General features: G+C 71.9%; 14 protein-coding genes and 1 pseudogene. 7 read left to right on the top strand and 8 right to left on the bottom strand.

Annotated features, from left to right (window positions below):
* Positions 1 to 17: 17 nt before the first annotated feature.
* On the bottom strand, positions 18 to 1,106 hold the full coding sequence (locus ACIPXM_RS24645; protein WP_401659042.1) for a methyltransferase domain-containing protein: 1,089 nt from the start codon (positions 1,104 to 1,106) through the stop codon (positions 18 to 20).
* On the bottom strand, positions 1,103 to 1,723 hold the full coding sequence (locus tag ACIPXM_RS24640; RefSeq protein ID WP_401659039.1) for a hypothetical protein: 621 nt from the start codon (positions 1,721 to 1,723) through the stop codon (positions 1,103 to 1,105). The genes ACIPXM_RS24645 and ACIPXM_RS24640 overlap by 4 nt, the downstream gene beginning before the upstream one ends.
* Here ACIPXM_RS24640 and ACIPXM_RS24635 point away from each other — a divergent pair.
* A pseudogene (locus tag ACIPXM_RS24635) lies at positions 1,710 to 1,784 on the top strand (thiamine-binding protein); the annotation flags it as partial. The gene ACIPXM_RS24640 and the pseudogene ACIPXM_RS24635 sit on opposite strands and share 14 nt — an antisense overlap.
* A gap of 12 nt (positions 1,785 to 1,796) precedes the next feature.
* Here the strand turns inward: ACIPXM_RS24635 and ACIPXM_RS24630 are convergent.
* Positions 1,797 to 2,144 carry a hypothetical protein gene (locus tag ACIPXM_RS24630; RefSeq protein WP_401659194.1) on the bottom strand — a complete coding sequence of 116 codons (348 nt, stop codon included), beginning with the start codon at positions 2,142 to 2,144 and terminating at the stop codon, positions 1,797 to 1,799.
* Between the two features lie 80 nt (positions 2,145 to 2,224).
* Positions 2,225 to 2,953 (bottom strand): GntR family transcriptional regulator, encoded by a 729-nt coding sequence (locus ACIPXM_RS24625; protein ID WP_401659036.1) that lies wholly within the window; start codon positions 2,951 to 2,953, stop codon positions 2,225 to 2,227.
* A gap of 90 nt (positions 2,954 to 3,043) precedes the next feature.
* On the opposite strand from ACIPXM_RS24625, the gene ACIPXM_RS24620 reads away from it, so the two are divergent.
* Positions 3,044 to 3,856: a class I SAM-dependent methyltransferase gene (locus ACIPXM_RS24620; RefSeq protein WP_401659033.1), complete on the top strand. Its 813-nt coding sequence runs from the start codon at positions 3,044 to 3,046 to the stop codon at positions 3,854 to 3,856.
* A gap of 38 nt (positions 3,857 to 3,894) precedes the next feature.
* Here ACIPXM_RS24620 and ACIPXM_RS24615 read toward each other — a convergent pair whose 3' ends face one another.
* Both ACIPXM_RS24615 and ACIPXM_RS24610 read right to left on the bottom strand, forming a co-directional pair.
* A complete protein-coding gene (locus ACIPXM_RS24615) occupies positions 3,895 to 4,068 on the bottom strand; it encodes a hypothetical protein (protein ID WP_401659030.1) in 174 nt (57 codons plus the stop codon).
* A 23-nt stretch (positions 4,069 to 4,091) separates the two neighbouring features.
* Positions 4,092 to 4,439, bottom strand: a complete 348-nt coding sequence (locus tag ACIPXM_RS24610) for a hypothetical protein (RefSeq protein WP_401659027.1) — start codon at positions 4,437 to 4,439, stop codon at positions 4,092 to 4,094.
* A 174-nt stretch (positions 4,440 to 4,613) separates the two neighbouring features.
* Between ACIPXM_RS24610 and ACIPXM_RS24605 the strand changes: the two genes are divergently transcribed.
* From ACIPXM_RS24605 to ACIPXM_RS24585, 5 genes are all read left to right on the top strand, one after another.
* Positions 4,614 to 5,345, top strand: a complete 732-nt coding sequence (locus ACIPXM_RS24605) for a hypothetical protein (RefSeq protein ID WP_401659024.1) — start codon at positions 4,614 to 4,616, stop codon at positions 5,343 to 5,345.
* Between the two features lie 56 nt (positions 5,346 to 5,401).
* The gene (locus ACIPXM_RS24600; protein WP_401659182.1) at positions 5,402 to 6,073 is read left to right on the top strand and encodes a DUF4166 domain-containing protein; all 672 of its coding nucleotides are present in this window, start codon (positions 5,402 to 5,404) and stop codon (positions 6,071 to 6,073) included.
* On the top strand, positions 6,070 to 6,708 hold the full coding sequence (locus ACIPXM_RS24595) for a TetR/AcrR family transcriptional regulator (RefSeq protein WP_401659022.1): 639 nt from the start codon (positions 6,070 to 6,072) through the stop codon (positions 6,706 to 6,708). The genes ACIPXM_RS24600 and ACIPXM_RS24595 overlap by 4 nt, the downstream gene beginning before the upstream one ends.
* Positions 6,709 to 6,798: 90 nt before the next feature.
* A complete protein-coding gene (locus ACIPXM_RS24590) occupies positions 6,799 to 8,631 on the top strand; it encodes a glycosyltransferase family 2 protein (RefSeq protein WP_401659019.1) in 1,833 nt (610 codons plus the stop codon).
* A gap of 3 nt (positions 8,632 to 8,634) precedes the next feature.
* Complete coding sequence (locus ACIPXM_RS24585) at positions 8,635 to 10,596, top strand: galactose oxidase-like domain-containing protein (RefSeq protein WP_401659016.1); 1,962 nt, start codon at positions 8,635 to 8,637, stop codon at positions 10,594 to 10,596.
* Positions 10,597 to 10,660: 64 nt separating this feature from the next.
* Here ACIPXM_RS24585 and ACIPXM_RS24580 read toward each other — a convergent pair whose 3' ends face one another.
* Positions 10,661 to 11,686: a glycoside hydrolase family 6 protein gene (locus tag ACIPXM_RS24580; protein ID WP_401659014.1), complete on the bottom strand. Its 1,026-nt coding sequence runs from the start codon at positions 11,684 to 11,686 to the stop codon at positions 10,661 to 10,663.
* A gap of 95 nt (positions 11,687 to 11,781) precedes the next feature.
* Positions 11,782 to 12,780, bottom strand: a complete 999-nt coding sequence (locus ACIPXM_RS24575) for a DUF5937 family protein (RefSeq protein ID WP_401659011.1) — start codon at positions 12,778 to 12,780, stop codon at positions 11,782 to 11,784.
* Positions 12,781 to 12,798 lie beyond the last annotated feature (18 nt).

Raw genomic sequence — 12,798 nt, 5'->3', positions numbered from 1 at the left:
GGGTTTAAACCCCCGCCTCAATTTAATACCGGTGGTAGGGGGGGCCCCCCCCCCCGGGGGGGGGGCCCCCCCCGCGGCGGCCCCGGGGGGGGGGGGGCCCCCCCGGGGGGCCGGGGGGGGCCCCCCGCCTCCTCGGCTCGGGCCCACGATCCGTCAGCCGCGAGCAGCCACACCACACGCCCACCGTCCGGGTAGGTGGCCGCGCGCGTCTCGACACCGGGGGTGTCCAGCTCGTACAGCCATCGGAGCGACCATTCCTGCCACAGATCGGGAATCGGCCCGTTCGGGCTCCGTACGTCGTCGCCCTCGCGCACACGGGCCGACACGAAGACGTTGTTCAGCTTGGGCGGGTAGTCCGCGTTCTGCCGAGTCTCCATGAACGTTGCCGGATCCGGTTGGACGCTGCCCCGGGCGACTCCGTCCGGCCCCATGTCCGCCGTGATCAACAGCGCCGTGTGAGCGATCGTCGTGACGAGCCGACCACCGGGGCGCAGTGCGCGCAGCCACGATGCGGGAACGGGGCGCACAGACACGGTCGCCATGATGCGGTCGTACTCGTCGTCCGGGAGTTCCCCCGTGGCGTCAAGTGCTTCCAGGCGGGGCGCGCGTCCGAAGTCGGCGAGCCGGGCGCGGGCGGCTTCCACCACGTACGGGTCCACGTCGACGCTGGTGACGGACTCGTCGCCGAAGCGGTGCGCGAACAGAGCGGCGGAGTAGCCGGAGCCGGTTCCTACGTCCAGCACCCTGTCTCCAGGCCCGACGCGGAGCCGGTCAGCCATCGAGACGATGAGCCCCGGCAGCGTGGAAGACGACGTGGGTTCGCCCTTCCCGCGCTCCCCGTGTTCGGCCTGGTCGGCGTGCAAAGGGCCGACGCGCGTCACCAGAGTGGCATCCGTGTACGCGGCCGCCAGCCGTTCGGCGGAGTCCTCGGGCGGACTGACGAGATCCCATTCCCGCGCGGGGCTGCCCGGGATCGATCGCCACCAACGGGGGACGAGCTGATGCCGCGGGGTGCTGCTCACCGCGTCGTGCCACGCGGGCGCGTCGGCGGTCACCTTGTCCGCGAGTGCCTCAGCGGCGGTGGTCCAATGGGGTACGTCGGTCACGGGCGGTCTCCTTGCAGGGCATCGGCCATGGCTTCAACGAGCGGGACACCGGCTTTGACGGCAAGCCAATGCCACTGTCCGTTGGGGTTCACCTCGAAGAACACCCACCGCCCGTCCGGCGTGACGGCGAAGTCCAGGGCGCCGAAGTGCAAGCCGAGTTCGCTCATGAGTGCGCGTACGGCCTTCTTGACCGCCAAGGGCATGGTGGTCGGCTCGTAGGTGAGAGAGCGGTAGTCGGTGCGCCAGTCGAGTCGGGCGGTCTCGCTGCCCGCGTGAATGGCAACGGGGAACATCCGGTCGCCGATGACCGTCAGCCGTACCTCATACGCTTTGTCAACGCACTCTTGGAACAGATGGGCCGTGCTGCCTACACCGTCGTCGACCTGGTCGGCGGAGACGAGCGCGACCGGGAGGAACTGTCTCCCCTCGGGGCCGAGCACCCCGCCTCCGAGTCCCTTGTAGACAACCGTGTCGTCTCCCATGAACGTACGGGCGTGCTCGGGGTCCGATGTGATCACGGAGCGGGGCACGTCGAGCCCGCAGCGGGCGGCGGCCGCGAGTTGAACGGGTTTGTAGTTCGCGGCAGCATCCCGTGAGGGGTGGTTGATGGCGGACATCCGCCCGGGTGTGACGGGCGGTCTGACGTCGAAGGTGGAGACGGTGGAGCGGCACCTGGCCGGCTGGCGGCCGTCAGCGGGCGGTGCCGCCGTGAGGTGGTGCCGCCCGGATGTTGTCCGCCGCCGTGGTCCACTCGACGCCGGATGCGGGGCGGATGTGGGCCAGTCGGACCGGATGGCCTCGCTCCCCGAGTTCATGGGTGACGGCGACCAGCTGGCCGAGTCCACGCGAGGCGACATCGCGCACCAGGGTGCCGAGCAGCGGGTGTTGCTCGTAGCCGTCAGGGCCGGTCTCGGGTGCGCCTTCGTCACCGGCCAGGGTCTCGGCGCGTCGCATGAACCGTTCCCAGCCGTCGGCGGCCCGCACGCGCAGGGCGCGGCTCGGTTCGCCGACGTGGGGGTCGGGGGGTGAGGCGGGCATGCGAGTGCTCCTCTCGGCGGAGGGGGTCGCTCGTCAGGTGCGCTCCGCCGTCACTAAACTGGACCGGTCCACCGGTCCAGTCAAGCGTCGACCCCCATCGAATATGTGTCCATGCGCTCCCAGATCCCTTCGGGTGTGACGCCCTCCTCGCAGACCAGCGGCCTGTCCTCGGCGTCGTAAGCCGTGTGCAGCACCACGGCCACGGCGCAGGGGCGCTTCACCTGGAGAAGGTCCGCCTCAGCGCTGGTCGCGAGACGGACCGAGGTGAGGTCCGCGCCGCGCACCGGGCTCCGCCCGGTCGTGCGCCGGACGTAGTGGGTCGTCCCTTCGGCGATCGGCCCGCTCTGGCCGAGCCGCGGGCAGGCGTCGGCGATGTCGGGCGGGAACCAGGCCGTGGTCAAGGAGTGCGGCCGGTTGTCCTCCATCAGGGTCAGCCGGGCCCGGTGCAGCGCGCGTACGCCGCTCGCCAGTCCGAGCGCCTCGGCGACGTGCGACGGCGGCACAAGCGGTTCCGGAGTGCCCAGCCGCCGGTACGGCATCGCGCCCTCGACGCGGCGGGTGCCCGTACCGCGTCCTCCGGCGGGCCTGGCGACGGGCGTGTCCGCCACGGAGAATCCGCGTCCCTGGTGCGGTGTGACCAGGCCATCGGCTCTCAATGTCTCCATGGCCTTGATGGCGGTGGCGCGCGAGACGGACCACTGTTCGCAAAGATCTCGGCTGGACGGCAGGAGCGAGCCGGGCGGGAACTCCCCGTCGGCGATGCGACCGCGCAGGCTCTCGGCGATCTGCTCGTACTTCAGGAGCGGCATGTATGTTCCTCGGCGTAGGAGGTATTGACCGGTTGACCGGTCAGGCTAAGGGGCTGTCTCTGCCTCCCGCCAGCGGCCACAATCACTCTCATGCCCACACCTTCCGTAGGTCCCGAGATCATCGCCTTCTACAGCGAGACCATCAACGAGTCCGAGCGGCTCACCGGAAGCGCCGATGGCGCCCTGGAGATGATCCGTACGCAGGAGCTGCTCCTGCGGCATCTCCCGGTCGCGCCCGCCCGTGTCCTCGACATCGGCGGCGGACCCGGTGCACATGCCCGATGGCTGATCAGGGACGGGTACGCGGTCGATCTCGTCGACCCGGTGCCCCGCCACGTCGAGGAGGCGAGGGCTGCCGGGGTCCCCGCCGAACTCGGTGATGCCAGGGCGCTGAGCGCGAGCGACGACTCGTACGACGTGGCCCTGGTCCTCGGCCCGCTGTATCACCTGCTCGATCGCGCCGACCGTATCCAGGCGTTGCGGGAGGCGGCCAGGGTGGTCCGCCCCGGCGGGCTGGTCGTGGCGGCGGCCATCGGCCGCTATGCCTCGGTGTTCGAACATGTCGCCACCACGATGCTCACCGTTGACCGCGTACGCGATGCGGTCGCCGACATCCTCGTCACCGGCATCCACGAACCCGGGCGCAAGGGGTTCACCAGCGCCTACTTCCACACGGGCGAAGGGTTGGCCGTCGAGCTGCGGGACGCCGGTCTGGCGGACCCGGTGGTCTACGGGATCGAGGGGCCGGTGTGGGCCGCTCTCAAGGCGACCGAGCAGCACACCAAGGAGAGCCTGATCGGCTCGCCCATGTTCGAGGCGGCGCTCACGGCGGCCCGTCTCGCGGAGCCACACCCCGATCTGCTGGCGGCGAGTTCGCACATGCTCGCCGTCGCCACCGTCTGACGTCGAAGGCCGACCCTTTCGGGTCGGGGCGCGGTCCGTCAGACCGCCTGGACGTGCACGTCGGCCGGGTTCGGTACGGCCAGGTACGCCGTGATGTCCCCCGGGTCGCTGGTGAAGATGACCGCGCTGTCGTGCTTCGCCGCGGCCAGGGCCACGCGGGCGTCCACCGCGTCGGGGTGTTTCCTCGCGGGCAGTTCGGCCCGGCCGGGCATGGTGCCGATCCGGCGCCGGTCGGTCAGGTCGAAGCCCGTCGCGCAGGCGATGCACTCGGTGCGGCCCGCCCGGGGCGGGGGTCCGCCCGGTCCGGGCCGTAGACGAGGTCCAGGGCGGCCTCGATCTCCTGCCGCTCCTGTTGGGTCATCTCCTCGGCCCGGCCGTCCGCCTCCCGGGCCTGTGCCTCCGTCGCCGCGATCACGGCGTCCACGTCCGCGAACTGTGCCTCCATGGCCTCGGTCTCCGCCATCTGCCGGGTGGCGGCGTGCACGAGATACGCGGACACATCCAGGCCCGCCCGCTCGGCGTGCCGTCTGATGCGCTCGGCCTGCTGCTGTTCGAGGCTGATGCTGATGCGCGTCTTGGCCATGGGGCCAGCGTATGACGCGTATGACGTCTGGCCGAGCGGTGCCTGGTCCGCAGCTGCTTGAGCGGTCGCTCAAACTCCCCCTCGTCTGCTCTTGAGCACTCGCTCAAAACCAGCTACTTTCCTTCTGGGCGCCGTTTTGAGCGGTCGCTCAAAGAGGGGGAAAGGGCAGGTCGCATGGGTATCTATGTGGAAGCGCGGGTGCGGGCGGAGATGGAGACGCTCTGGGAGCGGACCCAGGATCCGGCCGAGCACCAGCGGTGGGATCTGCGGTTCACCGAGATCTCCTACCTGCCGGGCGCCGAGGGCGCGCCCCGGCGTTTCCGGTACGCCGTGCGCGTGCTGCCCTTCCTGGCCGTCGCCGGCACCGGTGTCTCCGCGGGGGAGCGCCACCGGGCCGGCGGCGACCGGGTCTCGGCGTTGCGGTTCGCCTCGGCCGAGTGGTTGTCGCCGCTCGCGGAGGGCAGCGGGTACTGGCGGTATGTGCCGAGCGGGGACGGGGACGGGGTGCGGTTCCTCACCGGGTACGACTACCGGCCGCGCTGGGGCCGGTTCGGCGCGGTCGCCGACCGGCTGCTGGTGCGGCCGCTGATGGGGTGGGCCACCGCCTGGTCGTTCGACCGGCTGCGGCTGTGGTGCGAGGAGGGGGTCACCCCGGAGCGGGCCCGCACCCACTGGCTGCTCGAACTGGCCGCCCGGATCGCCCTGGTGGCGGTGCCGCTGATCGCGACCTGGCTGCCGCTCGGCGCGGTCTCGCTCGTCGCGGTGCCGCTCACCGTGCTCGGGCTCGCCGCCGCCGTGCTCGTACCGCCGGCTCCGCACACCCCGGCCGCGCGCCGCTGTCTGCGCACCCCGCCCGGGCGGTCCCGTCCGGCGCCGCGCCTTCTCGCCACCCTGGAGCGACCGTGACCACGACCACGACCACGACCACGACCACGACGGCCACCTCGATCTTCCGCACCGCGATGGGGGAGGAGCAGTTCGGGCGGCTGCACCCCGAGCTCCAGCGGCGTTTCTCGGTCGGCCTCGACAGCGGCGAGCTGTGCGTCGGACGCGGTGTCATGGACCGGATCTGGCACGCGGGCGGTGCGGTCCGGCCGCTGATCCGGCCGTTCCTCGCGCTCGGCGGGACCCGGAACATCCTGCTGCCGCGCACCGGCCGCCAGGTCCCGTTCACCATCGAGAACGTGCCCTACCGCGACTCGTACGGCCGCGAGACCGTCACCTTCGTGCGCACCTTCGCGATGCCCGGCGGGCCGCGCCGGTTCGACGCGACGATGGTACACAGCCCCGAGCGCGGCTGCGTGCTCGACTACCTGGGCACCCATCAGCACCTCGCCAGCGAGCTGCGGATGACCGCCGAGCCGGACGGCTCGCTGCTCATCCGCTCCGGCGAGCACCGGTTCCGCGAGGGTCCGGTCGACGTCCGCGTGCCGGACCTGATCGGCGCCGACGCCGAGGTGCGGGAGTCCTTCGACGAGCGCACCGGCCGGTTCCGGATCCGGGTCCGGGTGGTCAACCGGTTCGTCGGCCCGCTGTTCGGCTACGAGGGTTCCTTCACCGCCTCGTACGCCGACGTCCGCCGCTGCGGGGTCCGTCCCGGCCTGCGCCCGGTGCGCGAGGAGGCCAGGGCGTGAGCGCCGAGGACACCAGGACCCGGCTGCTCCAGGGCGCCCTGCGCACCCTGGTCGAGCAGGGCATCGCCAAGACCTCGGCCCGTTCGGTGGCCGCCACCGCCGGGGTCAACCAGGCGCTGATCTTCTACCACTTCGGCTCGGTCGACGAACTCCTCGCCGCCGCCTGCCGGTTCGGCTCCGAGCAGCGGGTGGCCCGCTACCGTGACCGGCTCGAAGGGGTCGGCAGCCTCTCCGAACTCCTGTCGTTCGCACGGGAGATGCACGCCGAGGAGCGGGCCGCCGGGCACGTCGCCGTGCTCGGCCAGCTGCTCGCGGGGGCGCAGACCCAGCCGCGTCTGGTGACCGCCACGGCGGCCGGTCTCGATCTGTGGATCACCGAGATCGAGCGGGTGCTGCGCCGGGTCCTGGCGGGCGGGCCGCTGGACGGCCTTGCCGATCCGGCCGGGCTCGCCCGGGCCGTCGCGGCCTCGTTCGTCGGCATGGAGCTGTACGAGGGGGTCGATCCGGCGGGCGCCGAGGCCGCCCTCGACACCCTCGAACACCTGGGCGATCTGCTCGCCGCGCTCGACGAGCTGAACCCGGTCACCCAGCGTGCCGTCCGCTACGCGTTGCGCCGAAAGGGTCGCCTTCCGTAAAAACCCTCGCACGGACGCCTCCAGTCGACACGCCGATGAATGTCCCTTTTCGTGGGGCTATCGACAGGTTCGAAGACAGCTGGAGGCACCGTGCGGCCGGGAGGCTACGACTACGACACCTACAGCCGACTCGCCGGTCCCCTCACGGAACCGGACCCGGCGAACGGGCCCTACCGGGTGCAGTACCGGAGTCTGCTCTCGAAGGAGCCGCACCGAATACGCGCGATCCTCCTGATGGGCCTCGCGCCGCTGCTCTCCGCGCTGCTCCTGGCCTACCTCGTGTGGCCGACCCACTGGACGGTGCGCGAGGGCGACGACCGCTGGCGGGTCCCGTACGACACCGTGATGCTGGTCTCGATCGGCCTCATCTGCTTCTTCATGCTGGTGAACGTCACCTCGATCGCGCACGCCACGCTCGTGGCCAGGGATCCGATACCGGTGCGCGCCCAGCGCGGCACCCGGGTCGCCTTCCTCACCACGTACGTGCCCGGCAAGGAACCGCTCGCCATGGTCCGGGCCACCCTCGAAGGCGCGGTGAAGCTGCGCCACGAAGGACCGCTCGACGTCTGGCTGCTCGACGAGGGCGACGACGCCGCCGCCAAGGCGCTCTGCGCCGAACTCGGCGTCCGCCACTTCACCCGCGCCGGTGTCCCCGAGTGGAACCGCAGGAAGGGCGTCCACAAGGCCCGCACCAAGCACGGCAACTACAACGCCTGGCTCGCGATGCACGGCGACGGCTACGACTTCTTCGCCTCGGTCGACACCGACCACGTGCCGCTGCCGAACTTCCTGGAGCGGATGCTCGGTTACTTCCGCGACCCCGACGTCGCCTTCGTCGTCGGACCGCAGGTGTACGGCAACTACACCTCCGCCGTCACCAAGGCCGCCGAGTCCCAGCAGTTCCTGTTCCACTCGCTGATCCAGCGCGCCGGGAACCGCTACCGCGCCCCCATGTTCGTCGGCACCAACAACATCGTGCGGATCACCGCCCTCAAGCAGGTCGGCGGCCTGTACGACTCCATCACCGAGGACATGGCGACCGGCTTCGAGCTGCACCGCCGCAAGAACCCGGGCACCGGGCACTTCTGGCGCTCGGTCTACACCCCCGACGTGCTCGCCGTCGGCGAGGGTCCCGCCTCCTGGACCGACTTCTTCACCCAGCAGCTGCGCTGGTCCCGCGGCACCTACGAGACGCTGCTCAAGCAGTACTGGAAGGCACCCTTCCGCACCCCGCCGGGACGGCTCCTCAACTACACGCTGATGCTCGTCTACTACCCGATGACCGCCGTCAACTGGCTCCTCGGGATCCTCTCCTGCGTGCTGTTCCTGTGGCTCGGCGCCTCCGGCACCCAGGTCTCCTCCGCGGTCTGGCTGATGATCTACAGCGACGCCGTCGCCCTGCAGATCGGCCTCTACCTCTGGAACCGGCGCCACAACGTCTCGCCGCACGAACCCGAGGGCTCCGGCGGCCTGGCCGGCATGGTGATGTCCGCGCTGTCCGCGCCGATCTACCTCAAGTCGCTCGGCTCCGCGGTGCTGCGCACCCGCGGCCGGTTCGTCGTCACCCCCAAGGGCGGCGAGGCCAGCCCCGACCGGATCCTCACCTTCCGCATCCATCTCTACTGGGCCGCGGTGCTCATCGCGTCCCTGGTCGCCTCCGTGCGCCTCGGCCACACCCACGCGGCCATGCGCACCTGGGCGGTGCTCGCCCTGGTCATCGCGCTCGCCCCGGTCACCGTCTGGGCCGTCACCCGGCTGCGCGAGCGGCGCGGGCTGCGGGTCCGGGCCGCCGCCCGGGCCAGGACCCGGGACCGCGCCCTGGCCAGGGTCGCCGCCGACGCGGTCACCGTGGTCAGCACCCCCGCCAAGACCGGGCCCACGCCCAGCACCGCCCCCGCGCCCACGACGACCGGAGGGAACTGAGTCATGGCCTACCGGCCGTCCAAGCAGTTCAAGAAGACCCTGTTCGGCAGCGGCGCGGTGCTCGTCCTCGCCGCCCTGAACGCCCCGGCCGCCGTCTCCTTCGCGACCGAGAAGTACCACGCGTACAAGATCGCCCAGCCCGGCTACCTGAAGAAGTACGGCTCCTGGGCGGTGGTCGACGTACCCGAGCAGTACAAGGTCAACGCCATCCACGCCGCCCTGCTGCACACCGGCAAGGTGCTGCTGATCGCGGGCTCCGGCAACAACCAGAAGAAGTTCGACGCGGGCACCTTCGACACCGTCCTGTGGGACCCGGTCGCCAACACCTTCAAGAAGATCCCCACCCCGGAGGACTTCTTCTGCTCGGGCCACAGCCAGCTGCCCGACGGCCGCCTTCTCGTGGCGGGCGGCACCGCCCGCTACGAGGTCCTCGACGGCGAGGTGAAGAAGGCCGGCGGCGGGATGCGGGTCAAGAACGAGAGCCCCGACCGGGCCGTCACCCTCAGGAAGGGCACCGTCTTCCGGTCCCCGTCAGGCGTCGAGTACATCTCCAAGGTCGACGTCACGGTGCCCAAGGCGAAGCGCGAGTTCGAGATCTCGTACTTCAAGAGCGGCCAGATGAAGCCCTGGAAGACCAAGGTGACCGCCGCCGAGGCGCGGGTCTTCGTCGAGGCCCTCAAGCCGGGGCCGCAGGCCCTCACCACCGAGGCCGCGCAGTACGAGGTGGTCGGCCTCAAGGGCGACGACGCCGACAACGTCTACGGCCTCGCGCAGAAACTCACCACCGAGAAGCAGGACTTCCAGGGCATCAAGGCGGCGTACGAGTTCGACCCGAAGGCCGAGCGGTACGTGCCGGTCGCGCCCATGAAGGACGCCCGCTGGTACCCCACCCTCGTCACCCTCGACGACGGCAGGGTGCTCGCGGTGTCCGGGCTCAACGACGTCGGCGACGTCGTCCCCGGCGACAACGAGCTGTACGACCCGAGGACGAAGAAGTGGTCGAAGGGCCCGTTCCGCTACTTCCCCACCTACCCGGCACTGTTCCTCACCAAGGGCGGCAAGCTCCTCTACACCGGCTCCAACGCCGGGTACGGGCCCGCCGACAAGGGCCGCGAGCCGGGCCTGTGGGACCTGGAGAAGAACTCCTTCACCAAGCTCGGCGGGCTCACCGACCCCGACCAGCTGGAGACCTCCGCGTCCCTGCTGCTGCCGCCCGCGCAGGCGCAGAAGGTGATGGTGCTCGGCGGCGGCGGGGTCGGCGAGTCGACCGCGGCCACCGCCCGCACCTCGATCATCGACCTCTCCAAGGACAGCCCGGCCTTCAGCGACGGGCCGACGCTGCCGCAGGGCACCCGCTACCTCAGCAGCGTCCTGATGCCCGACGACACGGTCTTCACCAGCGGCGGCTCCGCCGACTACCGGGGCCGCAGCGGCAGCGACATCCTCAAGGCCCAGTTCTACGACCCCCGGAGCAACGCCTTCAGCGAGGCCGCCGAACCCACCGTCGGCCGCAACTACCACTCCGAGGCGCTGCTGCTGCCCGACGGCCGGGTCGCCACCTTCGGCTCCGACCCGCTCTTCGACGACGCCGACAACACCAAGCTCGGCACCTTCGAACAGCGCATCGAGGTCTTCACGCCGCCCGCCCTGCACCGCGCGGGCACCGACCGGCCGACCCTCGGCGAGGGCCCAAGGGAACTCGACCAGAACGGCCGCGCCACCTTCAGGACCAAGGACGCGGCCCGCATCACCAAGGCCCGGCTGATGCGCCCCAGCGCCGTCACCCACACCACCGACGTCGAACAGCGCTCCATCGACCTCGCGCTCACCAAGGCGCCGGACGGCCTCACCGTCACGGTCACCGTGCCCACCGACCGCACCCTGGTGCCGCCCGGCTGGTACATGCTGTTCGGCACCGACCAGGACGGCATCCCGTCCGAGGCGCGGTGGATCCAGGTGAGCTGACGCCCGAGGACGAAGACCAGGCCGGAGTACGGGCCGACGGCCCCGGCTCCGGCCCCGGCCCCGGTCAGGACCGGGCGCGCCGGGCCAGGCCCAGGGCGTAGTCCGGCCACCAGGTACCGGCGGCCGGGCCGCCCCGGCAGGGGCCGTCCGAGTCGCCGGGCCGCTTGATCCACAGATACGCGTCGACCAGGTCGTCGCCGGTCCGGTCGGTGGGCGGCACGCCGAGCGCCCGGCCCGGCGGGTTGCACCACGCCTCGGCCCGGTCGCCGGGCAGCGGGCCGTCGCCGTTGCGGCTGGTGTCGACCGTGAAGTGGGTGCCGCCGAGCAGCCGGGAAAGACCCGCGCCGAAGCCCCGTACGACGTCGTTGGTCTGGAAGTTGGAGACGTTCAGGGCGAAGCCGTCGGCCCGCTCCACGCCTGCCCGGCGCAGCGGCTCCACCAGCTTCGACGGGGTGTCGATCCACGCCGGGTTGCCCGCGTCCAGATACACCTTGGTGCGCGGCTGCCGCTTGAAGCGGTCCACCGCCTCGCCGAGCAGCGCGAGCCGCTCCTCGTGGTACTCGCCCGGCGTGCAGCCGTCCACGATGTGCGGCACCGCGTCCGGCTCCAGGACCACGATCGCGGGCGCGTCCCCGATCGCCGACGCGAACTGGTCCACCCAGCTCCGGTACGCCTGCGCGTCGTGCGCCCCGCCCGCCGAGTACATGCCGCAGTCGCGGTGCGGGATGTTGTACGCGACGAACACCACGGTACGGAGGTCGGGCGCCGCGCCCTTGACCGCCCGGGCCACGTCGGGCCCGGGGTGGTCGCCGGCCGGCCAGTCGGCCACCGGCCGCTCCGAGATCCGCCGCAGCACCTTGGCGTCCTCCGCCCGGCCCTGCGCCTCGTACTGGCGCACCTGGCGCGCCGCGTCGCTCTCCGGGTCCACCCAGAACGGCGAACCGCCGGTCGGCGGGGCGGCCTCGCCGCGCGCGGACGGCGGGCCGACGGGCGAGCCCGCCCCCTCGTCGTCCCCGCCGCAGCCGGTGAGCAGCAGCGCGGCGGCGACGGTGAGCGAGGCGAGCCGGACGGTGACGGAGCGACGGAACATCCGGCCCCCAGGGTCGGGTCACAGGACGGCGCCCGCCGACGCGCGGCGCAGCCGCACGGGCAGGGCGATGAGTCGGGCCTATCGTGACATAACGGTCAGTCGGCGTCCGGCTGCGACACCGCGAGCGCGATCCCGAGCGGCGTCCGCTCGTACAGCACCTGGTGCCCGTACCGCCGCGAGGTCAGCAGCCCCGCCGCCCGCAGCACCGACAGATGCGCCGACACCGAGGAGGGCGCGAGCCCCAGCCGGTGCGCGAGCGCCGAGGTGCCCGCCGGGTCCTCAAGGGCGCACAGCACGTCCGCCCTGACCCGGCCGAGGAGCCGGGTCAGCGCCTGCGGCGTCCGCTCCCTGGCCTCCGTCCACAGCCCGCCGATGCCACGCGCCGGATACGCCACCATCGGCTGCCACGGCGCGTCGAAACCGCTCACCACCTCCGGCCAGATGAACACCGAGGGCACCAGGACCAGGCCCTTGCCCTCCAGGGTCCGCACATGCTCGCCCCGGTAGGCCACGCTCAGCGTCGAGGACTCCGCCGACCACGCGAACGCCGGGTGCAGCTCGGTGAAGAGCCGTTCGAGACCGCCCTCCGCGAGCCGCCGCGAGTGGTACGCGAGATCCGCCTCCAGGAGCGCCCGCAGCCGCGGCCACTCCGGCTCCACCAGCCGCTCCCACGCCTCCTGGAGGAGATCCGCCAGCCACTCCACCGCCCCCGCCGGATCGGCCAGCATCCGCCGCCCCTCCGCCGTCCGCGCCGCCCCCGGGGTGTCCGCGAGGGCCCGCGCGAGATCGGGCCCCGCCACCTCGGGCCGTACCGCCCGCACCCGCGCGATCTCGTCCTCGAACGAGGCGGCGGGCCCGATCGGCGGCGGGTACAGCGAGTCCGGGCTGTGCCCGCGCAACGGCATCAGCAGGTGCAGCGGCGTCAGGTCGAGCCCGCGCGCCGCCTCGGCGATCCGGCGCAGCCAGGGCAGGTGGTAGACCTGCTGGCGCGGCCGGATCAGCACCCGTACCGCGCTGTGGGTCTCCCACAGCGGCGAGATCGCGAACCGGATGCGCAGCGGATCGGCCTCGCCGAAACGCAGGTGGTACGGCACGGGACCTCCGGAGGTGAG

Origin of the sequence: Streptomyces sp. NPDC090025 (assembly GCF_044748125.1) — a bacterium.
Taxonomy (GTDB): Bacteria; Actinomycetota; Actinomycetes; order Streptomycetales; family Streptomycetaceae; genus Streptomyces.
Note: the sequence above shows the minus strand (reverse complement) of the source record. Positions and strands in the feature narration are given on the sequence as shown.

Coding starts and splice junctions, on each gene's coding strand:
- ACIPXM_RS24600 (WP_401659182.1), top strand. CDS start 5,402: ATGGGGGAGGAGCAGTTCGGGCGGCTGCACCCCGAGCTCCAGCGGCGT.
- ACIPXM_RS24630 (WP_401659194.1), bottom strand. CDS start 2,144: ATGCCCGCCTCACCCCCCGACCCCCACGTCGGCGAACCGAGCCGCGCC.
- ACIPXM_RS24625 (WP_401659036.1), bottom strand. CDS start 2,953: ATGCCGCTCCTGAAGTACGAGCAGATCGCCGAGAGCCTGCGCGGTCGC.
- ACIPXM_RS24620 (WP_401659033.1), top strand. CDS start 3,044: ATGCCCACACCTTCCGTAGGTCCCGAGATCATCGCCTTCTACAGCGAG.
- ACIPXM_RS24585 (WP_401659016.1), top strand. CDS start 8,635: ATGGCCTACCGGCCGTCCAAGCAGTTCAAGAAGACCCTGTTCGGCAGC.
- ACIPXM_RS24605 (WP_401659024.1), top strand. CDS start 4,614: ATGGGTATCTATGTGGAAGCGCGGGTGCGGGCGGAGATGGAGACGCTC.
- ACIPXM_RS24580 (WP_401659014.1), bottom strand. CDS start 11,686: ATGTTCCGTCGCTCCGTCACCGTCCGGCTCGCCTCGCTCACCGTCGCC.
- ACIPXM_RS24640 (WP_401659039.1), bottom strand. CDS start 1,723: ATGTCCGCCATCAACCACCCCTCACGGGATGCTGCCGCGAACTACAAA.
- ACIPXM_RS24615 (WP_401659030.1), bottom strand. CDS start 4,068: ATGCCCGGCCGGGCCGAACTGCCCGCGAGGAAACACCCCGACGCGGTG.
- ACIPXM_RS24610 (WP_401659027.1), bottom strand. CDS start 4,439: ATGGCCAAGACGCGCATCAGCATCAGCCTCGAACAGCAGCAGGCCGAG.